This is a genomic window from Arenimonas malthae CC-JY-1, from assembly GCF_000747075.1.
In the GTDB taxonomy this organism is placed as follows: domain Bacteria; phylum Pseudomonadota; class Gammaproteobacteria; order Xanthomonadales; family Xanthomonadaceae; genus Arenimonas; species Arenimonas malthae.
Map to the genome: position 1 here is coordinate 17099 of NZ_AVCH01000063.1, position 22639 is coordinate 39737.

Below are 22639 nucleotides of genomic sequence, written 5' to 3' on the forward strand. Positions count from 1 at the left end.
CTTACGGTGAATCCGGGAGTGTGATGGTGGCGATGTAGCGGCCGCCCTCGACCCGGGTTTCCAGCCGGCCGCGGCCTTCGCTCAGGGCCTCGATGCGTTCGCGCGCCGAGGCCAGGCCGACCTGGTGGCCGGCCGCGGGCCGGGTGCCGGGGCCGGGAAGGTCGTTGCCCACCACCACCTGGACTTCGCCGGGGCGTCGGCTGACCCGCACGTCCAGCCGGCCGCCGGTGGGCGAGGGTTCGATGCCGTGGCGGATGGCGTTCTCGACCAGCGGCTGGATGGACAAGGTCGGCACCCGTACGTCGGGCAGCGGCTCGGGCAGGTCCCACGCCACCGCCAGCCGGTCGCCGAAACGCAGGCGTTCGATCTCCAGGTAGCGCCGGGCCAGGCCCAGTTCTTCCTGCAGCGGCAACTCCGAAGGCCCCGAAAGCGCGGCCCGGAACAGGTCGGCCAGATCCAGCAGCAGTTGCTCGGCCTCCTCCGGCCGGGCGTGCACCAGGGCCGCGCCGGTATTGAGCGTGTTGAACAGGAAGTGCGGCCGGATGCGGGCCTGCAGCGCCTCCAGCTCCGCCTGCTTGGCGCGCACGGCCGCCAGCCGGCCCTTCCAGTGGTTGTGGAAGGCGGCCAGGCCGAGCAGGCCCACCGTCAGGGTGATGCCGGAAACGCGCCATGCCAGGCCCAGCCAGTCCACCGGGTCGGCCGGGTCGCCGGGGCCCAGGTAGGTGCGTACCACCAGGGTGATCAGCCAGCACATGGCCAGGCCGATGGCCAGGGCGATCGCCGCCACCTGGGGCGGACGAAGGCGGTTGAGCGGGCGCCGAAGCAGGTAGAGCGCGGCCAGGGTGAGCAGGGCGGTCCACTGCACCCAGAGCGAGGCCAGCCCGAAATAGACCAGGCGTTCCCCCTCCAGGCCCGGGGCCAGGGCCAGCACCGCCGCCAGTCCCTCGCCGCCCAGGATCACCCAGATGATGGCCGTGGCCTGCCACAGCACGTCCAGCGGGCGGGAAGGGGCGGGGGCGGGTGGCGCGGGCATCGGGGTCCGGGCGGGGGTGGAGAGCCGCCATCATGCCCAGAAACGCCGGCGGCGTGGGTCCTGCCGCCTGTTCGGATGGTCGGCCCGTTCGTCGGGGGGCGTTGGCCTTGGGGTCGGGCATGGGGATAACTTGGCCCATCAGCCTCCACGGGAAGGGAACATGGGGCGTTTCGAAAGCAACCAGGCACGCACGGCGGTCGGGGCGGGGAGCCCGCGGCCGGCCGGTTTCACGCTGCTCGAGCTGGTCATCACGGTGGCCGTGCTGGCCATCGCGCTGGGCATTGCGATCCCTAGCTTCCAGGGCATCACCAACCGCAACCGGCTCACCTCGGTGGCCAACGAGGTGGTGGCGGCCATGCAGCTCACGCGGATGGAAGCCATCCGCCGCAACCAGCGCGTGGTGATGTGCCCCAGCACCAACGGCACGACCTGCAGCGGTGGCAACTGGATGCGCATGATCGTGCGCGAGGCCGATGCGGCCGGCGAGGTCATCCGCGAGTTCCAGTTCACCGGCCGCGGCCTGGCCATCAAGTCCAGTTCGAACGTGGACGACAACAACCAGATCGCCTTCACCTCCTCCGGCTTCGCCCGGGTGGGTGGCACCACCAACGCCGCCGGCGGCCTGTCCGTGTGCTCCACCGCGGTGCCCGCGGTGGAAAACACCCGCGACGTGATGGTCGCGGTGAGCCGCATCAGCGTCGTCACCCGCAACGGCACCGCGGCCTGCACCGCGGCGACTGACTGAGGCTCCCGACCATGCAAGCAAGCACCCTCCATCGCGGCCGCGCCAGCCGCCAGTCCGGCGCCAGCCTGCTGGAAGTCCTGGTTTCCGTGCTTATCCTGGCCATTGGCCTGCTCGGCATCGCCGCCCTCCAGTCGATCACGCTCAAGAACACCCAGAGCTCGTCCGAGCGCACGGCCGCCATCATCCAGAGCTACGCCATGCTCGACATGATGCGCGCCAACCGCGATGCCGCCCGCGCCGGCAGCTACGACCAGGGCTGGCTGTGCGAGGCCCCGGAAGACCCGGCGGCTTCCCGCGTCGCCGGCGACCTGGACCGCTGGATCGCCCAGCTCAAGCAGAGCATGGGTGACTCCGCCTGCGGCCGCATCACCTGCGGCGCCGTCAGCTGCGAAGTGGGCGTGCGCTGGGACGACAGCCGTGGCTCCGAGGGCGATGCCGCGCTGGAAATCATCACCGAGACCAGGCTCTGACCATGCGCAATCTTCCTTTGCTCCGCGCCGGTTCCCGTGCCCTGCAGGCCGGCTTCTCCCTGATCGAGCTGATGATCGCCATGCTGCTCGGCCTGCTGGTGGTCGCGGCCGCAGGCGGCGTGTTCATCTCGAACAAGCGGGTCTACAACGCCACCGAGACCCTGGGCCGCATCCAGGAAAACACCCGGGTCGGCTTCGAACTGATGTCGCGCGACCTGCGCGAGGCCGGCGGCAATCCGTGTTCCAGCGCCTCGGTCATCGTCAACCAGCTGTCCAGCGGCGGCAACGACTGGTGGGCGAACTGGGGCAATGGCATCCGCGGCTACGACGGCGACGACGCCATGGGCGGAACCGTCGCCGGCATGGGCGTGTTCGGTACCGGCGTGGGCCAGCGCGTGGCCGGCACCGATGCCGTCGAGATCAACTCGGCCCTCGGCGGAGGCATCCGCGTCACCAGCCACTCGACGCCCAGCGCGGTCGTGCAGGTCAGCGACCAGGGCGACATCGTGGACGAAGAGGTCCTGGTCATCTGCAACATGGACTACGCCTTCATCTTCCAAGTGACCGGTCTGCCCAGCACCAACCAGCTGCAGCACAACAGCGGCACCAGCCTCAACTGCGCCCAGGAATTCCAGTACGACGAGCCCTGCACGGGTACCGGTGCCAGCGGCGCCTACGGCTACTGCTTTGTTCCGGGCGCCACGCCCAGTGCGCAGTGCGTGGGCAGCAGTAATTCGCCGGCCTACGTGGCCAAGGTTGGATCCCTGCGCTGGTTCGTGGGCAATAACGCGCGCGGTGGGACTTCGCTCTACCGCGCCACCGTCACCAACCGCGGCAGCACCAACAATCCCGACACCCTGCTCGAGAACATCGAGGTCGTGGAGGGCGTGGAGGACATGACGGTCACCTACCTCGAGCAGGGCGAGGACGCCTACACCGACCCCGCCGGCGTGACCGACTGGTCGCGCGTGGTGGCAACCCGGGTCGAGCTGGTGATGGAAGGCGCCCGGGGCGCGCTGACCGGCCGCGAGATCGAAGGTACCGATGGCGAAGCGCTGACGCGCCGGATGACCCACGTCGTGGCGCTGCGCAACCGGGAGGGCACCCTGTGAAGCCGAGCACCTATTCCCCGCGCAAGGGCCAGCAGGGCATCACCCTGGTGGTCGTGCTGCTGCTTCTGGTCATCGTCACGCTGCTCGGCCTGGCGGCCATGCGCGGCACGGTGATGCAGGAGCGCATGAGCGGCAACGCCGCCGCCCGCTCCATCGCCTTCCAGACCGCCGAGGCACTGCTTCGCGAGGCCGAATCGCTGGCCGCGGGCAACCCCACCATGCCGGCCAGCGGTTGCAGCAACGGCTTGTGTGCCATGCCGGTCGGTGGCGCCGCGTCGGCGTGGGAGGCCGACGGCTTCTGGACCTCGGGCGGCTACCGCTCCTCCACGGCCCTCGAGACGGGGAACATCGATGCCGCCCGCTACGTCATCGAATTCATGGGCGAAGGCATCGCCGGTCCCTCCGAGTGCACCAGCGACATCGACCTTTCCGCGCCGACCTGCACCTCTACGGGTGGCGGCGCCAACAACTACCGCATCACGGCCTTCGTCCAGATGGACAACGGCGCGCAGGTGATGCTCCAGTCTGCTTACCAGGTGCCGTAAGGCAGGTGACCCGCATGAACACGCAAACCGCCCCACAGTTCCGCAAGCGCTCCCTGCCCACGCTGGCCGCGTTCGCAGCCACGTTGCTGGCCTTGCCGGTGACCTCGGTGATGGCGCAGAGCTTCCCGTCCTACCCGCTGCAGACCGGCGCGGGCGACGTGGAGCCCAACATCATGTTCGTGCTCGACGACTCAGGCTCGATGGCGTTCACCACCATGCCGAACGCCGCCATCCCGGAAATCTGCCGACGCGCCAACAACGGCAGCTGCAGCGGCAACACCATCACCAACTCGACCTACGTCGGCAACACCGTCTTCTACAACCCGGCGGTGGACTACGAGCCCTGGCAGAACGCCGACGGCACCCGCATGACCGGCGGCACCACGATGACTTCGGTCTTCGGTTCGTTCAACCACGCGGGGCCCGGTACTGGCGGCGAGTTCGACACGCTCGACCTCACCCTCGACAGCGACTGCGAAAGTTACGACCGCAACGGCGACAGCACCGAAGTGTGCGGCGGCATCCAGACCTATTACGTGCCCAAGAACCCGGCGCAGACGGGCGTAGCCTACCTTCAGGAAACCACGAACTATTACCGCTACCAGGTCCGCACGGTGAACGGGGCGACCCATGTCGTGCGCAGCGAACTGGTGCTGGGCGGTGGTTATGGCGATTTCCCGCCGACCACCACCAACCTCATTACCCAGAGTGGCATCGCGCTGAACCAGGGTAACAGTGCCTACTACACGTTCACCGTTCCCGCCGGCGCGACGCGGCTGCGCGTGGAAACCGTGGGCAGCGACACCGACGCCGACATCTACGTCCAGCGCAACACCGGCAGCTGGAACACGGTTTGCAGCGGCGAAAGCAACGACAGCAACGAGCTTTGCGAAATCAACAACCCCGGCTCGGGCAACTGGCGCGTACAGGTCTATGCCTACCGCAGCTTCGCCCAGCTCACCCTGACCGTCGACGTCACCGGCGCCGCAGCGGATGCCGGCTGTGCCCCCGTGTCCGCAAGCAGCTACGGCTGGGGTGGTTGCACGATCGTCACTCCCGTCGCGGGCCGCACCGAGGCCCAGGAACTCGAGAACTACGCGACCTGGTTCTCCTACCACCGCACCCGCATGAAGACCGCCAAGGCGGGCGCCAGCGAGGCCTTCAACGATCTCTCCGACAACGTCCGCGTCGGCTTCCGCTCGCTGCACCAGAACAACGGCAACACGAACTACGCCATTCCCGTCGAAGACGGTAACAACGGCGTGTTCGAGGGCACGGCGCGTACCACGTGGTTCTCCAAGCTCTTCAATGCCCGGGGCAACAGCGGCACGCCGCTGCGCGCCGCGCTCTATGACACCGGCGAGTACTTCACGGGAAGCGGCGCGTCCGGCCCGTATGGCCCCGCCACGGGCGACGACCAGCTGGCCTGCCGCCAGAACTTCGCCATCCTGACCACCGACGGTTATTGGAACGGCAGCATCGGCACCCGGACCATCGGCGACCAGGATGGCGTGAGCGGCTTGTCCATCGAGAATCCCGAGGACAACACCGACACCGTCCGCTACACGCGTTCGCACCCCTACCAGGACACCGGCACGACCACGAACTACAGCAACACGCTGGCCGACGTGGCGATGAAGTACTGGAAGACCGACCTGCGCACCGACCTGGACAACATCGTTCCGACGGGCGCCAGCAACCCGGCGTTCTGGCAGCACATGGTCACCTTCGGCATTTCGATTGGCCTCAAGGGCACCGTGGACCAGGGCTCGGTGGCCGAAGTGCTCCGCGACGGCCGCCCGCGCATTAACGGCAGCGCGGTGAACTGGCCCGACCCGACCAATGCGGAAGATGCCGAGCGCATCGACGACCTGCTGCATGCCGCCGTGAATGGCCACGGTGAATTCATCGCCGCGAGCAATGCGGAGAGCTTCAGCACGGCCCTGTCGGGCGTGCTCGGCCTGATCCAGTCGCGCCTGGCCTCGGGTTCGAACGTCGCCACCAACAGCACCACCTTCCAGTCCGACACCCGCATGTACCAGGCGACCTATCGCACCGGTTCGTGGACCGGCGACCTGGTGGCGCGCGACGTGACGGCCGCGGGCGGCATTGCCAATACCGAAGCCTGGCGCGTCACCAGCCGTATCGACGCCAGCTACGACAACAACCAGACCGGCGATGACTTCCACCGCCGCCCGGTGCTCACCTGGAGCGGCTCGGCAGGCACGACCTTCCCGACCAGTGCCCAGGCCACCGCGCTTGCCCGCAGCACCGGCCCGGCGATCGTCACGGGCGCGAACAACGCCAACTACATCAAGGGCGACCAGTCGCTCGAGATCTCGGCCGGCGGCGTGCTGCGCAATCGCACCACCGTGCTGGGCGACATCATCAACTCCTCGCCCTTCTACATCCGCGACTCCGAGCACATCTTCGTCGGTGCCAACGACGGCATGCTGCACGCCATCGACGCGCTCACCGGCAACGTCACGTTCTCCTACGTCCCGGCCGGCCTGAACTTCGCCAGCCTGGCTACCCTTAGCGACCCGGCCTACACCCACGACTTCTTCGTGGATGGCCCGGTGGCGGTGTCGAGCTACCGTCTGGTGTCGGGCACCAACTACCTGGTGGGCACCCTGGGTCGCGGTGGCAAGGGCGCCTTCGCGATCGACGTGTCCGATCCGGACGGCATCGCCGCCGGCGACGTGCTGTGGGACAAGACCGCGGCCAGCGACGCTGACATGGGTTACGTTCTGGGCCTGCCGCTGATCGTGAAGGGCAACAATGACGAGATTCTCGCCGTCGTCCCCAATGGCATCGACAGCACCAATGGCCACGCCGTGCTCTACATCTATGACGTGACCGACGGCAGCCAGATCGCCAAGATCGACACCGGCGTGGGCGGCAGCAATGGCCTGTCCTCGCCGCGCGCCGCGGACATGAATGCCGACGGCAAGGCCGACTACATCTATGCCGGTGACTTGCGCGGCAATGTCTGGAAGTTCGATGTTTCCTCCGCCGATGCAGGGGACTGGGTCGTCGGCCTGGGTGGTTCGCCCCTGTTCACCGCCACCGACGCCGACGGCAATCCGCAGCCGATCACCGGCGGCCTGGCGCTGGCCCGCGAATCCGCGAACCCGCGCATCTGGGTCACCTTCGGCACCGGCCGTCTGATTTCGATCAGCGACATGGCTTCGACGGCCGTCCAGACCTGGTACGGCATCATCGACAACAACAGCACCACCATCGACGGCCGCGATGACCTCACCGAGCGTGACATCGCGATCGTGGGCACCAATGCCCAGGGTCGCAGCGTCCGTGCCTTCGAGGCTCACGCCGTCCTGCCTGCCGGCTCCCGCGGCTGGTTCATCGACCTCGACGAGCCGACCCCCGGCGAGCGGGTCGTCAGTGGTGCGCGCGTCAACGGCCGCGCGGCCTTCGTCTCCAGCGTCATCCCGTCCGAGGGCAATGGCTGCGAGTCGGGCGGCAGCGGCTACCTCAATGCCATCGACGTATTCACCGGCACCAGTCCGGAGGGTCCGGATGGCGGCGGCAGCTCCTCGTCTTTCTTCGATACGGATGGCAACGGGACCGGTTCCAATGACACGATTGGCGAAGGCGACGACGCCCTGCCGATCGGCTCGGTGGACCTGGGCGTCGGCATGCCGACCGAGTCGAGCCAGATCGACGACCTGGTGCTGGTCTGCGGCTCGGACGGCACCTGCGAAGAGGTGCCCGCGGCGCCGCAGGTGGGCGGCCCGGGTTCGCCGCGCCGCATGTCGTGGCGTGAACTGTACGGAGAGGACTGACCGATGACCCAGCAGCAGAACAAGGAACGTGGCTTCACGCTGATCGAGCTGATGATCGCCGTGGCGATCATCGCGGTGCTCGCCGGCATCTCGTACCCCGCCTACATCGACTACACGACGAATACCCGTCGTTCGGTGGCGACGGCCTGCCTGACCGAGATGGCGCAGTTCATGGAGCGCTACTACACCACCAACATGAGCTACGTGGATGCGGACGTCCCGGACCTGGCCTGCGAGCAGGAACTGGCGGGCTTCTACGTTTTCGCTGTGGTGGGCGAGCCCACGGCCTCTGCCTTCTCGCTCTCGGCCACCCCGCAGAACATCCAGGCGTCCCGGGACACCAAGTGCGGCACGCTGGGCCTGAACCAGATCGGCGCCAAGACCGAAACCGGCACGGGCACGGTGGCGGACTGCTGGTAACGGGCCTTCGCCGGGCGGCAAAAGAAAAAGGCTCGCATCGCTGCGAGCCTTTTTCATTTCATCTGGCGCCCGAAGTTGGACTCGAACCAACGACCCCCTGATTAACAGTCAAGTGCTCTAACCGGCTGAGCTATTCGGGCGGGGACGGGCATTTTAAACGACACGGCCCCCCGGTCAAGCCCTCGTGGCTCAGGGAACGTAGGGACAGGGCGGGTTTTCGGCCTCCCGGGCCCATTCCACGCGGGCGCGGCCGCCCAGGTTCACCACCACGGCGCCCAGCAATCGTGCGCCCCGGCGGCTGCAGGCGCGCAGGCTCAGGTTGTTGCCGCCCGAGAACCCGCTGGGCTGGTAGCGCACGCGGTGGCGACCCACCGTGCTGCGCACCGCCACCGGCCCGGGGGCGCGTTGTTCGACCCAGAGGATGTCCAGCGCATCCTTCGGCTGGGGCGAGCGCGCCGGGTCCCGGTACACGATCCAGCCCTGGTCCCAGCGCAGGTCCAGTCGGCAGCTTAGCCCGTCCGCGCTGGGACAGACGGTCACCGGCCGGCCGTGGGTGATGGCAGCCATGCGCGCCGACATCAGCGCCACGGTGAGCGCATGGAAGGTGTTCATGGCGACCATGCGCTCGCGCAGTGCACCGAACGCCGGCATGGCCACCGCCAGGGCGATGGCCAGCACCAGCACCGTCACCACCAGTTCGACCAGCGTGAAACCCCTGACCTGCCTGGACATGGCCGTCACCCCTGGGAAGCCGGTAGCCAGTGTCCCCGGCGGCTCCCGAGGCTTGAACGGGAGGTCCCCGCGTCCCCATGTAGGAAGCACGCCCGGGTGCGCGTCGGCGCGCCGCTATACTGCTCGTTTGCCCCTGCGAGGACGTCCCCCGTGTCCGACCGCTTCCAGCTCGTCGCCCCCTACCAGCCCGCCGGCGACCAGCCGCAGGCCATCCGCCGCCTGGTGGACGGGTTCGAGGCGGGCCTGGCGCACCAGACCCTGCTGGGCGTCACCGGCTCGGGCAAGACCTACACCATCGCCAACGTCGTGGAGGCGGTGCAGAAACCCACCCTGGTGCTGGCGCCGAACAAGACCCTGGCCGCCCAGCTCTACGGCGAGTTCAAGTCCTTCTTCCCGAACAACGCCGTCGAGTACTTCGTCAGCTACTACGACTACTACCAGCCCGAGGCCTACATCCCGAGCACGGACACCTTCATCGAGAAAGACAGCAACATCAACGAACACATCGAGCAGATGCGCCTGTCGGCGACCAAGGCCCTGCTCGAGCGCCGCGACGCCATCGTCGTGGCCAGCGTCTCGGCCATCTACGGCCTGGGCGACCCGAACGAGTACTTCCGGATGGTGCTGCACCTGGTCAAGGGCGACCGCATCGACCAGCGCGAGCTGATCCGCCGCCTCACCGAGATGCAGTACAGCCGCAACGAGACCGAGCTGGTGCGCGGTGCCTTCCGCGTGCGCGGCGAGGTGGTGGACGTGCACCCGGCCGAATCCGAGATCGAGGCCCTGCGCATCGAACTTTTCGATGGCGAGATCGAGAACCTGTCGCTGTTCGACCCGCTCACCGGCCACGTCACCCGCAAGCTGCCGCGCTACACGCTGTACCCGAAGTCGCACTACGTCACCACCCGCCGCACCGTGCTCGAGGCCATCGAGACCATCAAGGCCGAATTCACCGAGCGCATGGAGGTGCTGTACAAGGCCAACAAGCTGCTCGAGGCCCAGCGCCTGCAGCAGCGCACCATGTACGACATCGAGATGATGGCCGAGGTGGGCTTCTGCTCGGGCATCGAGAACTACAGCCGGCACCTCACTGGGCAGATGCCGGGCGAGCCGCCGCCCTGCCTGTTCGACTACCTGCCGCCGGACGCGCTGCTGGTGGTGGACGAATCGCACGTGACCATTCCGCAGATCGGCGCCATGTACAAGGGCGACCGCTCGCGCAAGGAAACCCTGGTTGAATTCGGCTTCCGGCTGCCGTCCGCGCTGGACAACCGCCCGCTGAAGTTCGAGGAATGGGAACGCCGCTCGCCGCGCGCCATCTTCGTGTCCGCCACGCCGGGCAAGTACGAACTGGAGAAATCCGGCGACCAGGTGGTCGAGCTGGTGGTGCGCCCGACCGGCCTGATCGACCCGGAGGTCGAGATCCGCCCCGTCGCCACCCAGGTGGACGACGTGCTGTCGGAGATCCACGAGCGGGTGAAGCAGGGCGACCGCGTGCTCATCACCACGCTCACCAAGAAGATGGCGGAGAACCTCACCGACTACCTGGCCGAGCACGACGTGAAGGTGCGCTACCTGCACAGCGACGTGGACACGGTCGAGCGCGTCGAGATCATCCGCGACCTGCGCCTGGGCGTGTTCGACGTGCTGGTGGGCATCAACCTGCTGCGCGAAGGCCTGGACATGCCCGAGGTATCGCTGGTGGCCATCCTCGACGCCGACAAGGAGGGTTTCCTGCGTTCCACCGGCTCGCTGATCCAGACCATCGGCCGCGCCGCCCGCAACGTGCGCGGCAAGGCCATCCTCTATGCCGACCGCATGACCAACTCGATGAAGGCCGCGATCGACGAGACCGACCGTCGCCGGCAGAAGCAGGTCGAGTACAACCTGGCCCACGGCATCACCCCGAAGTCGGTGGTGCGCGCGGTGATGGACGTGATGGAAGGCGCGCGCAGCGAGCCCGAGGACGCGCGCGGCCGCGGCCGCAAGGTGGCCGACCAGGGCGCCGACTACGCGCTGCTCGACCCGGCCCAGCTCGCCGCGCGGCTCAAGCAGCTCGAGGCGAAGATGCACCAGCACGCCCGCGACTTGGAGTTCGAGGAAGCGGCCCGCGTCCGCGACGAAATCCACCGCCTGCGCACCCAGGGCCTGATGGCCTGACCGGGTCGTTGCATTACTTCTGGCAGGGGGGTACAACAAGCCCCAGGGGCGGGTAGGGGATCCGCCCCCGACGGTGACCCGCCCGGACCGGAGCGTCCGCAGAGGCCGGCCCGCGTGCTGGAGTCGAACCCATGGGGACCTTGGGTTTCAGGGGGCTGCTCGCCAGCCTGTTCGTCATGTCGCTGGGCCTGGTGGCCGGCGCCAGCCAGGGTGCCCAGGCGCTGGCCGGCATCGGGCCCGCGCCCGTCCACGAAAGCCCCGGGTTGCTGGCGCGCGCCAAGGCCAAGGCCTGCGAGCTCAGCCATGCCGCCACGATCCGCACCGACGAGCACGCAGTGGCCGACCGGAAAGAGGAGTGCGCCCGGCGCCACGGCCTGGGTCGTTGACCGCCGTTGTCCTCCCGCGGGCCGCTTGTTATACTTCGCGGCCCTTGCGGGCGGTTAGCTCAGCGGTAGAGCACTACCTTGACATGGTAGGGGTCACAGGTTCGAAACCTGTACCGCCCACCATCCCTTGAATCGGGGGGATGGCAAGCATCGGAACAGCCTTTGAAGCCGCCTCCGGGCGGCTTCTGTTTTTCCGGCCCTCAGGGCCGCAGTCGGTGGCTGCGCAGCCGCTCGTAGACCGGCCGGCAGGCCTCGGCCACCGCTTGGCCCCGGGCATCGAGCCGGACGTCCTTGGCCGCCGGCGCCTCGAACCCCGTCGAACGCCAGACCGCCTCGTACCAGTGCGGCGCCCACACGCCGTCGCTGTCGCGCGGGCCGGCGGGCCAGTGCAGCATGCGGTCGGTGAAGTCCAGGCCCAGTTCGGCGCACAGCGCCCGCAGGTGGGCCTCCGGCGCGGCCAGGAAGTCGCCGGCGTCGATCACGGTGGGCGCCCGGCCGCTGGCGTCGGCCAGTTCGTCGAACAGCTCGCCCTGCTGCAGCAGCCCGATGTCGGCCGGCTCCACCGTGGCGCGCGAGCGCAGGTAGGACGCCACCACCTCGGCCGGATCGCGCACCAGGAAGAAGTTGTGCAGGCCATGGATCCAGCCGTGGTCCATGCCCGGCAGCAGGTGGTGGCTCATATGCTTCTGGTACCAGACCGGCCGGCCGCCGGGCACCGGGCCCAGCAGGGCGTCGGCCACCTTGCGCCAGTCGGTTTCGCCGGCGGCGATCACTTCGTCGCGGCCCGGGTGGTCGGCGCCGGTCATCGCCAGGTAGGCGGCGTACAGCGGTTCGTCGCTCACCGCGCAGTCCGGGCGGTTTTCCCAGGCCCGCATCATCGCCGTGGAAATGTTGCGCGGGCCGCTCCACATGGCGATCCGCAGCGGGCTCACGCCAGCTTCTCCCCGGCGCGAACCAGCACGTCGCGTTGCACCAGGTCCCGGTAAAGCCCCTGCAGCCGCGCCACCATCGGCCCGGGCCGGCCGTCGCCGATCGTGCGGCCGTCGATCTCGCGCACCGGCACCACGCCGGCGAAGGTGCCGGTGCAGAAGGCCTCCTCGGCCGAGTAGACCTCGGTGAGGCTGAAGTTCTTCTCGCGCGCCGGGATGCCGGCCTCGCGGCAAACCTGCAGCACGTTGGCGCGGGTGATGCCGCCCAGGCAGTAATCGCCGGTGGAGGTCCAGACTTCGCCCTTGCGCACGATGAAGAAGTGGGTGGAATTGCAGGTGGCCACGAAGCCGTGCGGGTCGAGCATCAGCGCCTCGTCGGCGCCGGCATGGGTGGCCTGGATGCAGGCGGTGATGCAGTTGAGCTTGCTGTGGCTGTTGAGCTTGGGGTCCTGCACGTCCGGGAAGCCGCGGCGCACGTGCACGGTGAAGAGCTTGAGGCCGGTGGAGAGCGTTTCGGGCTTGGGGTTCTTGTGCTCGGGAATGATCACCACCGTGGCCGGGCCGATCGTGACGCGCGGGTCCTGGTAGGGCGTGCGCTTCACCCCGCGGGTCACCATCAGGCGCAGGTGCACGCCGTCGTGCATGGCGTTGGCGGCCAGGGTTTCCCGGATGGCCCGCTCCAGGCCGCGGCGGTCCATGCCGATATCGAGCGCGATGGCCTTGGCGCCCTCGAACAGCCGGTCGAGGTGGGCGTCGAGGAACACCGGCTGGCCGCCGACCACCCGCAGCCCTTCCCAGACGCCGTCGCCCAGCACGAAGCCGCTGTCGAACACCGACACCGTGGCTTCGGCCCGGGGCACCAGCCGGCCGTTGATCCAGACCAGGATCGAGGCGTTGCGGGGGTCGTCGTGGAAGTCGTGGATGCTCTGGGCCATGCGCGGGTCTCCCTGGGGAACCCCGAGTCTAGCCCGGAAAGGCCTGTTTTCATTGACTTTCAGGCCCCCGCGGCCTACCTTTGCAGCCGTCAAGGGCTGAGACAAGGTGGCCCCGGGAAACCGGCGCCGAGCGTGCGACATGAGCACTACCACCACCCAGTAGACGACCTGCCAGGCTTCGCATCCGCGAGGGCGCCTGGCGCCCTTTTTTCTTGCCCGCGCTCCACAGCCCAAGACCCGAAATGATCAACATCACGCTTCCCGACGGCAGCCGCCGCCCGTTCGAACACCCCGTCACCGTGGCCGAGGTGGCCGCCTCCATCGGCGCCGGCCTGGCCAAGGCCGCGCTCGGTGGCAAGGTGGACGGCAAGCTGGTGGACGCCAGCTTCCGCATCGAGAACGACGCTTCGCTCGAGATAGTCACCGACAAGCATCCGGACGCGCTGGACGTGCTTCGCCACTCCACCGCCCACCTGCTGGCCCAGGCCGTGCAGCGCCTCTTCCCCGGCGCGCAGGTCACCATCGGCCCGGTGATCGACAACGGCTTCTACTACGACTTCGCCTACGAGCGCCCGTTCACGCCGGAAGACCTGCCGGCGATCGAGGCGGAAATGCAGAAGATCGTCAAGGAAGCGCTGCCGGTCACCCGCAGCGTCAAGAGCCGCGACGAGGCCGTGGCCTTCTTCAAGGGCCTGGGCGAGCACTACAAGGCCGAGATCATCGAATCGATCCCGGCCAACGAAGACCTGTCGCTCTACACCCAGGGCGAGTTCACCGACCTGTGCCGCGGCCCGCACGTGCCGGGCACCGACAAGCTGCGCGCGTTCAAGCTGATGAAGGTGGCCGGCGCCTACTGGCGCGGCGACAGCAACAACCAGATGCTCAGCCGCATCTACGGCACCGCCTGGCTCAACGACAAGGACCTCAAGGCCTACCTGACCCAGCTCGAGGAAGCCGAGAAGCGCGACCACCGCAAGATCGCCAGGCAGCTCGACCTGTTCCACATCCAGGAAGAGGCGCCGGGCCTGGTGTTCTGGCACCCGAAGGGCTGGCAGCTGTGGCAGGTGGTCGAGCAGTACATGCGTCGCGTCTACCGCGCCTCGGGCTACCAGGAAGTGCGCTGCCCGCAGATCCTCGACGTTTCCCTGTGGAAGAAGTCCGGCCACTGGGACAACTACAAGGAAAACATGTTCTTCACCGAGTCGGAGAAGCGCACCTACGCGCTCAAGCCGATGAACTGCCCGGGCCACGTGCAGGTGTTCAACCAGGGCCTGCACAGCTACCGCGACCTGCCGATCCGCTACGGCGAGTTCGGCGCCTGCCACCGCAACGAGCCCTCTGGCGCGCTGCATGGCATCCTGCGCGTGCGCGGCTTCACCCAGGACGACGGCCACGTGTTCTGCACCGAGGACCAGATCGAGTCCGAGGTCACCGCCTTCCACCGCCAGGCCCTGCGCGTGTACGCCGACTTCGGCTTCAGCGACGTGCAGATCAAGATCGCCCTGCGCCCCGACAACCGCCTGGGCGACGACGCCACCTGGGACAAGGCCGAAAACGCCCTGCGCGCGGCCCTGTCGGCCTGCGGCGTGGCCTGGGAAGAACTGCCGGGCGAGGGCGCCTTCTACGGCCCGAAGATCGAATACCACCTCAAGGACGCCATCGGCCGCACCTGGCAGCTGGGCACCATGCAGGTCGACTTCATGATGCCGGGACGCCTGGGCGCCGAGTACGTGGACGAAAGCTCCACGAAGCGGCACCCGGTCATGCTGCACCGCGCCATCGTCGGCTCCATGGAGCGTTTCATCGGCATCCTGGTGGAAAACCACGCCGGCGCCTTCCCGGCCTGGCTGGCCCCGGTCCAGGCGGTGGTCATGAACATCACCGACGCCCAGGCCGACTGGGCCGAGACGGTCCGGAAAACCCTTGTGAATCAAGGCTTCCGGGTCCAGTCCGATTTGCGGAACGAGAAGATCGGCTATAAGATCCGCGAGCACACCCTGCAAAAAGTCCCCTACCTGCTGGTCGTTGGCGACCGCGAGAAGGAAAATGGGATGATTGCGGTGCGCACGCGGTCGGGCGAGGACCTGGGGACCCTGTCGGTCGAGGACTTCCTGGCCAAGCTGCGCGAAGAGAACGGCCCGGTCGCCTGAGGCGGCCGGTTTCAGTCACAAACAAGGAACACGCGAATCAATACTTCATCTTCCGACAAGGGCAACCGCAAGAACCTCGAGATCCGGGTCCCGCGCGTGCGCGTGATCGGCCTGGACGGCGAGATGGTCGGCGTCCTGTCCCGCGACGAAGCGCTTGCGCTGGCCGAAGAGTCCGGCGTCGACCTGGTCGAGATCCAGCCCACCGCGGATCCGCCGGTCTGCCGCATCATGGATTACGGCAAGTACAAGTTCGACCTGCAGAAGAAGGCGAACGCCGCCAAGAAGAAGCAGAAGATCGTCGAGATCAAGGAACTCAAGTTCCGCCCGACCACCGACGACGGCGACTACAACATCAAGCTGCGCAACCTCCGCCGGTTCCTGGAGGAGGGCGACAAGGTCAAGGTCAACATCCGCTTCAAGGGCCGCGAGATGGCCCATCAGGAGCTGGGCCTCGAGATGGCCAAGCGCATCGAGGCCGACCTGGGCGACGAAGTGGTCATCGAGCAGCGCCCCCGCCTCGAGGGCCGCCAGATGATCATGATGGTCGCGCCCAAGAAGAAATAACCGGGCGTCGCCTACACAACGCCTTGGTTTTGTTGCATAATTCGCGGCTCGCCGGCTTTCCGGCGGGCTCCCGGTGCGGCATCCGGGCCCGGAACATCGGGCGAAGTCGTCATGGACCTGCCATTGGTTCCCTTGGGAATCAATGGCTTACAAGCCGGCACGGGCAGGAAGGAAAGCGTGGCACCCGCCACCGCCCAGGCCAGTAACCAATAAATCCCAAAGGGACTCCCATGGCCAAGATCAAGATCAAGACCAATCGGGCGGCGGCCAAGCGCTTCCGGAAGACCGCTTCCGGCAAGTACAAGGCTGGCCACGCGAACCGTAGCCACATCCTCACCAAGAAGGCGACCAAGCGGAAGCGCAACCTCCGGCAGACGAACCACGTTCGTGCCGAGGACGCGGGCCGTCTGGACCGCATGCTGCCGTACCTCTGAGGAGAATAAGAAATGGCACGAGTCAAGCGTGGTGTCACGGCGCGCCGCCGTCACAAGAAGATCATCAAGCTCGCGAAGGGCTACTACAACGCCCGCCGCAAGGTTTTCCGCGTCGCCAAGCAGGCCGTCACCAAGGCCCAGCAGTACGCGTACATCGGCCGCAAGCAGAAGAAGCGCCAGTTCCGCAGCCTGTGGATCGTGCGCATCAACGCCGCGGCCCGCATGCACGGCCTGAGCTACAGCCGCTTCATGAATGGCCTGCTGAAGGCGAACATCACCATGGACCGCAAGGCCCTGGCTGACATCGCCATCCACGATCCGGCCGCCTTCGGCGTGATCGCCGAGCAGGCCAAGCGCGCTCTCGCGGCGTAAGGCCACTGCCTGCGGCGGTTCGCCGCACGCAGGCAAGACCGAAGTGGGGAAGGGCGAGAGTCCTTCCCCATTTTGTTTTCTGGACGCGGAAGACGAGCCGAGAATGTCCGACATCGAATCCCTGACCCGCTCGGCCCTGGCCGAGGTCGAAGCCGCCGCCAGCCTGGAGGCGCTCGACGCCCTGCGCGTCGCCCTTCTGGGCAAGAGCGGCACCATCACCGGCCAGCTCAAGCAGCTTGGCGCCCTGGCCCCGGAGCAGCGCAAGCTGGCCGGCGAAGCCGTGAACCGCGCCAAGGACGCGCTGTCGGCGGCCATCGCCACGCGCAAGTCGGCGCTGGAAGAGGCCGCGCTGGCGCAGCGCCTGGCCAGCGAGCGCATCGACGTGACCCTGCCGGGCCGCGGCGCCGCCGTGGGCAACCTGCACCCGGTGTCGCGCACGCTCGAGCGCATCACCGACATCTTCGCGCGCCTGGGCTACCAGCTGGCCGACGGCCCGGAGATCGAGGACGACTTCCACAACTTCGAGGCGCTCAACTTCCCGCCGCACCATCCGGCGCGCGCCATGCACGACACCTTCTACTTCCCGGACGGTCGCCTGCTGCGCACGCACACCTCGGGCGTGCAGGTGCGCTTCATGCAGTCGAACAAGCCGCCGCTGCGCATGATCGCCGCCGGCAAGGTCTACCGCAGCGACAGCGACCAGACCCACACGCCGATGTTCCACCAGGTCGAAGGGCTGCTGGTGGACGAAACCTCCAGTTTCGCCGACCTCAAGGGCACGCTGGCCGAATTCGTGCGCGCCTTCTTCGAACGCGATTTCGAGATGCGCTTCCGCCCCAGCTATTTCCCCTTCACCGAACCCTCTGCCGAAGTGGACATCGCCTGGCAGCAGCCGGACGGCTCGACCCGCTGGCTGGAAGTACTGGGCTGCGGCATGGTGCACCCGAACGTGCTGCGCGCCTGCGGCATCGACCCCGAGAAGTACACCGGCTTCGCCTTCGGCCTGGGCGTCGAGCGTTTCGCCATGCTGCGCTACGGCGTGAACGACCTGCGCAGCTTCTTCGAGAACGACGGCCGCTTCCTGCGGCAGTTCGCCTGAGCCAAGGAGGGCAGAGATGAAATTCCCCGAAAGCTGGCTTCGCGAACACGTCACCACCGCCGCGCCGCGCGAGGAGCTGTCCGCGCGCCTGACCGCCATCGGCCTCGAGGTCGAGGAGCTGCAGGTGCTGGGCGAGGGCCTGGACGGCGTGCTCGTGGCCGAGATCCTTTCCTGCGAACGGCACCCCGAGGCCGACCGCCTGCAGGTCTGCCAGGTCGCCACCGGCGCCGGCACCGTGCAGATCGTCTGCGGCGCGCCGAACGCCCGCCCGGGCCTGAAGGCGCCGCTGGCCACGGTCGGCGCGAAGCTGCCCGGTGGCATCGCCATCGGCGCCGCCAAGCTGCGCGGCGTGGATTCGCAGGGCATGCTGTGCTCCGCGAAGGAACTGGGCATCGACGCCGACGCCTCCGGCCTGCTCGAGCTGCCGGCGAACGCCCCGGTGGGCGAGCCGATCGCCGCGTTCCTGGGCCTGCCCGACGCCAGCTTCGAGCTCAAGCTCACGCCCAACCGCGCCGACTGCTTCAGCGTGCGCGGCATCGCCTTCGACGTGGCCGCCGCCCTGGGCGCCCACGTCACCCCGATGGCCATTCCCGAAGCCGCCGCCACCAGCGCGGCCGCCTTCGAGGTGGCGCTGGGCGCCGGCGCCGACTGCCCGCGCTACTGCGGCCGCGTCATCGAGGGCGTGGATGCGAAGGCCGCCTCGCCCCTGTGGATGACCGAGCGCCTCAAGCGCGCCGGCCTGCGCCCGATCAGCCCGCTGGTGGATATCACCAACTACGTCATGCTCGAGCTGGGCCAGCCCATGCACGCCTTCGACGCCGCCAGACTGGCCGGCCCGGTCGGCGTGCGCCGCGCCCGCGCGGGCGAAACGCTCAAGCTGCTCGATGAGCGCGAAGTGGCGCTGGACGACGGGTTCCTCGCCATCACCGACGGCGACCGCCCGGTGGCGCTGGCCGGCGTGATGGGTGGCTGGGACACCCGCGTCACCGACGCCACCACGCGCGTGTTCCTCGAGAGCGCGCACTTCGCGCCCGACGCCATCATCGGCCGCGCCCGCCGGCTGGGCCTGCATACCGACGCCTCGCACCGCTTCGAGCGCGGCGTCGACCCGCAGCTGCCGCGCCTGGCGCTCGAGCGCGCCACCGCGCTGGTGCTGGAAATCATGGGCGGCCAGGCTGGCGCCATCACCGAGGCCGTGCTGCCGGAATTCCTGCCGCAGGCCAGGCCCGTGGCCCTGCGCCGCGCGCGCCTGAAGCGCGTGCTGGGCGTGGCCGTGGCCGACGCCGAGGTCGAGCGCATCCTGCGCGCGCTGGGCATGCAGGTCGAGGCCACCGCCGAGGGGTGGTCGGTGCTGCCGCCCAGCCGCCGCTTCGACATCGCCATCGAAGAAGACCTGGTCGAGGAAATCGCCCGCATCCACGGCTACGAAACCATCCCGACCACCACGCCCACCGGCGAGGTGCGCCTGGTGGCGCCCAGCGAAACCCGCGTGGCCGACGCCGTGCTGCGCCGCCAGCTGACCGGCCGCGATTTCATCGAGGCCATCAACTACGCCTTCCTTGATGCGGCCACGCTGGAAGCCTGGCAGCTGTCCGATGGCGCCGTGGCGCTGGCCAACCCGCTCACCGCCGAACTCGGCGTGATGCGCACGGCGCTGCTGCCCGGCCTGGTCTCGGCCCTGGGCCGCAACCGCGCCCGCCAGCAGCCGCGCGTTCGCCTGTTCGAGCTGGGCAAGGTGTTCCACCTGGCCGACGGCGCGCCGCGCGAGACCCCGCGCATCGCCGCCGTGGCCTGCGGCCCGCAGTCGGCCGAGCAGTGGGCGCTGGACGACCGCGACGTCGACTTCTACGACCTCAAGGCCGAGGTCGAGGGCCTGCTGGCCCTGGCCGGTGCCCGCGCCGAGTTCCGCCCGGACGACAGCCCCTGGGGCCACCCCGGCCGCAGCGCCTCGGTCTGGCGCGACGGCCGGCGCATCGGCTGGGTCGGCCACCTGCACCCGCGCCTGGCCAGGGCGCTGGACCTGGACGGCGAGGTGGTGGGCTTCGAGCTCGACCTGGCCCCGCTGGCCGCCCGCGACGTGCCCCGGGCCGGGGAACTGTCCCGGTTCCCGTCCGTCCGCCGGGACATCGCGCTCGTCGTGCCGGAAACCACCCCCTGGGCGGCCCTGGAAACCAGCCTGCAGGCGGCCCTGGGCGGCCTGCTGCGCGAGGTCGTGCTGTTCGACCGCTACGTCGGCCCCGGCCTAGAGAGCGGCTCAAAGAGTCTGGCTATGGGCTTGATTCTGCAGGACGTTTCACGCACCCTAACTGACCGCGACGCCGACCAGGCCGTCGCCACCGCCCTCGAGGCGCTGGCCAGGGACTGCGGCGCGCGGTTGCGGTCATGATGGCCGCCGGCAACGGCGGGTTACAGGGGATGTTATGGCACTGACCAAGGCCGAAATGGCCGAGCGCCTGTTCGAGGAAGTTGGCTTGAACAAGCGCGAGGCCAAGGAATTCGTGGACTCCTTCTTCGATGCGTTGCGGGAGGCGCTGGAGCGTGGGCAGCAGGTCAAGCTGTCGGGCTTCGGCAACTTCGACCTGCGCCAGAAGAACCAGCGTCCGGGCCGGAACCCCAAGACCGGGGAGGAGATTCCCATCTCCGCCCGCACCGTGGTGACCTTCCGTCCGGGACAGAAGCTGAAGGAGCGAGTGGAAGCCTATGCTGGATCCAGGCAGTAACCGGGAACTCCCGCCGATCCCGGCCAAGCGCTACTTCACCATCGGTGAAGTAAGCGAGCTCTGCGACGTCAAGCCGCACGTGCTGCGTTACTGGGAAACCGAATTCACCAGCCTCAAGCCGGTGAAGCGGCGCGGCAACCGCCGCTACTACCAGCGCCACGACGTGCTGATGATCCGCCAGATCCGCGGCCTGCTGTACGAACAGGGCTACACCATCTCCGGCGCGCGCCAGCGCCTGGAAGGCGAAGCCGGACGCGTCGAGACCAGCATGTCCGCGCAGATCGTCAAGCAGGTGCGCATGGAGCTGGAAGAAGTCCTGCAGTTGCTTCGCCGTTAAACAGCCGCTCCTACACACAAAGCCCCGGGCTTGCGTATAATCGGCAACCCGGCTCCGGCCGGGACACGAATCGGGGCGTAGCGCAGCCTGGTAGCGCACTAGCATGGGGTGCTAGGGGTCGTGAGTTCGAATCTCACCGTCCCGACCAATTCGTGGCAAGGCCGCCCGCCCCCCCGGGCCGGCGAAAGCAGACCCGCCGAGAGGCGGGTTTTTGCTTTCCGGCGCGCTAGGATGCGCACATTCGGTCCTGGCGACGGGCAGGGGGAGCGTCGATGCAAGCGGGTTGGTGGCGGTCGTGGTTGCTGCACCCGTTGTTGCTGCTGCTGTGGCTGGGCAGTTTCCTGCTGGCCGCCGCGCTGGAGCACGCGCCGCACGCGAGCCTCTGGTTCCCGCCGGCCGCGGTTACCTTCGCCGGGCTGTACAGCGTGGGGTGGCGGGCGGCGCCGGCGGTTTTCGTCGCCTGCGTCCTGGGGACCTACCTGACCGAGTCGGCGAACCAGGACGACCTGCGCCTGGGCGTGCTGGCCTCGTCGAGCCTGGTGTTCGCGCTGATCCACACCGGGGCCTACGCGCTGCCGGCAATGATGCTGCGGCGCCTGGCGCCGTCGGCGCCGACCGAGTTGACCTTGCGCGCGGTCTCGCAGTTCCTGCTGCTCGGCGCCCTGGGCGCCCTGCTGGCCGCGGTGTTGGGCGCCGTGGGCCTGAACCAGACCGACCTGCTGGAAGCCCCGGACCTGTTCGAGCTGGCCTCGGCCTGGTGGATCGGCGACTACGCCGCCCTGGTGACACTGGCGCCCGTGCTTGCCCTGGTGATCCGGTGGATGGGTGGCACCGCCGGCGTGCGGCGCTTTCCCGCGTTCGAGTGGGGCCCGTGGCGCCTGCGCAAATCCGCAGCCGGGAAACTCGGCCTGCTGTTCGCGACCACCCTGGCCATCCTGGTCGCCTACCTGGAATTTTCCAACAGCCGGGCCCTGCTGGTGATGCTGGTGCTGCCGGTGGTGCTGCAGCTGTGGGTGGTGCATACGGAAAGCCGGGCGAGCGCCCAGTTGGGGCTCCTGGGCTTCAGCCTGCTGACGGTGGGGGCGGCGGCAACCGTCAACGTGGGCAACGACGCACTGATTCTGCAGTTCGCCGTGATCAGCCTGGCCGCCAATTCCTACCTCGGCCTGGCGGTTCCGGCGCTTTACGCCGCGAACCAGCGGCTGCGTGAACAGGTCAGCCATGACGGCCTGACGGGCGCGCTCAGCCGGTCCTGGTTCGAGGACCGGGCGGCCACGGAACTGGCCAGCCTGCTGGCGCAGGGCCGGCCGGCGTCGATCGTCATGCTCGACGTCGACGGACTCAAGGAGCTCAACGACACGCACGGGCACGCCGGCGGAGACGTCGCGCTGTGCGAGCTGGTCCAGCGCTGCAAGGAACGCCTTGGCCGCGAGGATTTCATCGGCCGCCTCAGTGGCGACGAGTTCGCCATCTTCCTGCCCGGGTCGGACGAAGCGAAGGCGGGCGGGATCGTCCGGGCCATCCAGGACCAGCTGCTGGCCCCCCCGGTGGCGTCCCTGGGCCGCCAGGTGTCCGCGAGTTTCGGCATCGCGACGGCCGCGGGGAACGCGGCCACCCTGTCGCAGCTCCTGCAAGCCGCGGACCAGGCCATGTACGCCCAGAAGCGGGCGCGACGGCTCGCCTCCTGAGG

Annotated in this window: 21 protein-coding genes and 3 tRNA genes; 19 read left to right on the forward strand and 5 right to left on the reverse strand. The window is 68.4% G+C overall.

Annotated features, from left to right (window positions below; translation table 11 throughout):
• Position 1: 1 nt before the first annotated feature.
• Positions 2-1033: a sensor histidine kinase gene (locus N790_RS04075; protein WP_043801085.1), complete on the reverse strand. Its 1032-nt coding sequence runs from the start codon at positions 1031-1033 to the stop codon at positions 2-4.
• Positions 1034-1193: 160 nt separating this feature from the next.
• Between N790_RS04075 and N790_RS15860 the strand changes: the two genes are divergently transcribed.
• The 6 genes from N790_RS15860 to N790_RS04105 are packed head-to-tail and all read left to right on the forward strand — an operon-like array spanning position 1194 to position 8131.
• Positions 1194-1778, forward strand: a complete 585-nt coding sequence (locus N790_RS15860; RefSeq protein ID WP_052385672.1) for a GspH/FimT family pseudopilin — start codon at positions 1194-1196, stop codon at positions 1776-1778.
• 11 nt (positions 1779-1789) lie between these two features.
• Entirely contained in the window at positions 1790-2248 is a 459-nt protein-coding gene (gene pilV, locus N790_RS04085) for a type IV pilus modification protein PilV (RefSeq protein ID WP_052385673.1), read from the forward strand.
• A gap of 2 nt (positions 2249-2250) precedes the next feature.
• Positions 2251-3360 (forward strand): PilW family protein, encoded by a 1110-nt coding sequence (locus N790_RS04090; protein ID WP_084062620.1) that lies wholly within the window; start codon positions 2251-2253, stop codon positions 3358-3360.
• Positions 3357-3905, forward strand: coding sequence for a pilus assembly PilX family protein (locus tag N790_RS16290; protein WP_043801088.1), 549 nt, complete (start codon positions 3357-3359; stop codon positions 3903-3905). Before N790_RS04090 ends, N790_RS16290 begins: the two co-directional genes overlap by 4 nt.
• A 14-nt stretch (positions 3906-3919) precedes the next feature.
• Positions 3920-7711 carry a PilC/PilY family type IV pilus protein gene (locus tag N790_RS15125; protein WP_156969920.1) on the forward strand — a complete coding sequence of 1264 codons (3792 nt, stop codon included), beginning with the start codon at positions 3920-3922 and terminating at the stop codon, positions 7709-7711.
• 3 nt (positions 7712-7714) lie between these two features.
• Complete coding sequence (locus N790_RS04105; protein ID WP_043801091.1) at positions 7715-8131, forward strand: type IV pilin protein; 417 nt, start codon at positions 7715-7717, stop codon at positions 8129-8131.
• Between the two features lie 63 nt (positions 8132-8194).
• Here the strand turns inward: N790_RS04105 and N790_RS04110 are convergent.
• Positions 8195-8271: transfer RNA gene (locus N790_RS04110), tRNA-Asn, on the reverse strand.
• A gap of 49 nt (positions 8272-8320) precedes the next feature.
• Positions 8321-8863 carry a GspH/FimT family pseudopilin gene (locus tag N790_RS04115; RefSeq protein WP_043801092.1) on the reverse strand — a complete coding sequence of 181 codons (543 nt, stop codon included), beginning with the start codon at positions 8861-8863 and terminating at the stop codon, positions 8321-8323.
• A 150-nt stretch (positions 8864-9013) separates the two neighbouring features.
• On the opposite strand from N790_RS04115, the gene uvrB reads away from it, so the two are divergent.
• The 3 genes from uvrB to N790_RS04130 all read left to right on the forward strand — a co-directional run bounded on the left by uvrB (position 9014) and on the right by N790_RS04130 (position 11532).
• On the forward strand, positions 9014-11023 hold the full coding sequence (gene uvrB / locus N790_RS04120) for an excinuclease ABC subunit UvrB (RefSeq protein WP_043801095.1): 2010 nt from the start codon (positions 9014-9016) through the stop codon (positions 11021-11023).
• Between the two features lie 131 nt (positions 11024-11154).
• Positions 11155-11409: a hypothetical protein gene (locus N790_RS04125; protein ID WP_043801096.1), complete on the forward strand. Its 255-nt coding sequence runs from the start codon at positions 11155-11157 to the stop codon at positions 11407-11409.
• A gap of 48 nt (positions 11410-11457) precedes the next feature.
• Positions 11458-11532 (forward strand) — tRNA-Val (locus N790_RS04130).
• Between the two features lie 77 nt (positions 11533-11609).
• On the opposite strand, the gene N790_RS04135 is transcribed toward N790_RS04130, so the two are convergent.
• Entirely contained in the window at positions 11610-12341 is a 732-nt protein-coding gene (locus tag N790_RS04135) for a sulfotransferase-like domain-containing protein (RefSeq protein ID WP_211251949.1), read from the reverse strand.
• Complete coding sequence (locus tag N790_RS04140; protein ID WP_043801098.1) at positions 12338-13273, reverse strand: aminotransferase class IV; 936 nt, start codon at positions 13271-13273, stop codon at positions 12338-12340. Before N790_RS04140 ends, N790_RS04135 begins: the two co-directional genes overlap by 4 nt.
• A 242-nt stretch (positions 13274-13515) precedes the next feature.
• Here N790_RS04140 and thrS point away from each other — a divergent pair, with 242 nt between their 5' ends.
• The 10 genes from thrS to N790_RS04190 all read left to right on the forward strand — a co-directional run bounded on the left by thrS (position 13516) and on the right by N790_RS04190 (position 22637).
• Complete coding sequence (gene thrS, locus N790_RS04145) at positions 13516-15423, forward strand: threonine--tRNA ligase (protein WP_043801104.1); 1908 nt, start codon at positions 13516-13518, stop codon at positions 15421-15423.
• Positions 15424-15459: 36 nt separating this feature from the next.
• Positions 15460-15987, forward strand: coding sequence for a translation initiation factor IF-3 (gene infC / locus N790_RS04150; protein WP_084062614.1), 528 nt, complete (start codon positions 15460-15462; stop codon positions 15985-15987).
• A gap of 230 nt (positions 15988-16217) precedes the next feature.
• Positions 16218-16421, forward strand: coding sequence for a 50S ribosomal protein L35 (rpmI, locus tag N790_RS04155; RefSeq protein WP_026816738.1), 204 nt, complete (start codon positions 16218-16220; stop codon positions 16419-16421).
• 12 nt (positions 16422-16433) lie between these two features.
• Positions 16434-16793: a 50S ribosomal protein L20 gene (gene rplT / locus N790_RS04160; RefSeq protein ID WP_043801108.1), complete on the forward strand. Its 360-nt coding sequence runs from the start codon at positions 16434-16436 to the stop codon at positions 16791-16793.
• A 103-nt stretch (positions 16794-16896) separates the two neighbouring features.
• Positions 16897-17892 (forward strand): phenylalanine--tRNA ligase subunit alpha, encoded by a 996-nt coding sequence (gene pheS, locus N790_RS04165; protein ID WP_043801111.1) that lies wholly within the window; start codon positions 16897-16899, stop codon positions 17890-17892.
• 16 nt (positions 17893-17908) lie between these two features.
• A complete protein-coding gene (pheT, locus tag N790_RS04170; RefSeq protein WP_043801112.1) occupies positions 17909-20278 on the forward strand; it encodes a phenylalanine--tRNA ligase subunit beta in 2370 nt (789 codons plus the stop codon).
• Between the two features lie 34 nt (positions 20279-20312).
• Positions 20313-20612: an integration host factor subunit alpha gene (locus N790_RS04175; RefSeq protein ID WP_034222882.1), complete on the forward strand. Its 300-nt coding sequence runs from the start codon at positions 20313-20315 to the stop codon at positions 20610-20612.
• Positions 20593-20949 (forward strand): MerR family transcriptional regulator, encoded by a 357-nt coding sequence (locus N790_RS04180; RefSeq protein ID WP_034210355.1) that lies wholly within the window; start codon positions 20593-20595, stop codon positions 20947-20949. The genes N790_RS04175 and N790_RS04180 overlap by 20 nt, the downstream gene beginning before the upstream one ends.
• 71 nt (positions 20950-21020) lie before the next feature.
• Positions 21021-21097 (forward strand) — tRNA-Pro (locus N790_RS04185).
• Positions 21098-21260: 163 nt separating this feature from the next.
• Positions 21261-22637, forward strand: a complete 1377-nt coding sequence (locus N790_RS04190) for a GGDEF domain-containing protein (RefSeq protein ID WP_043801123.1) — start codon at positions 21261-21263, stop codon at positions 22635-22637.
• Positions 22638-22639 lie beyond the last annotated feature (2 nt).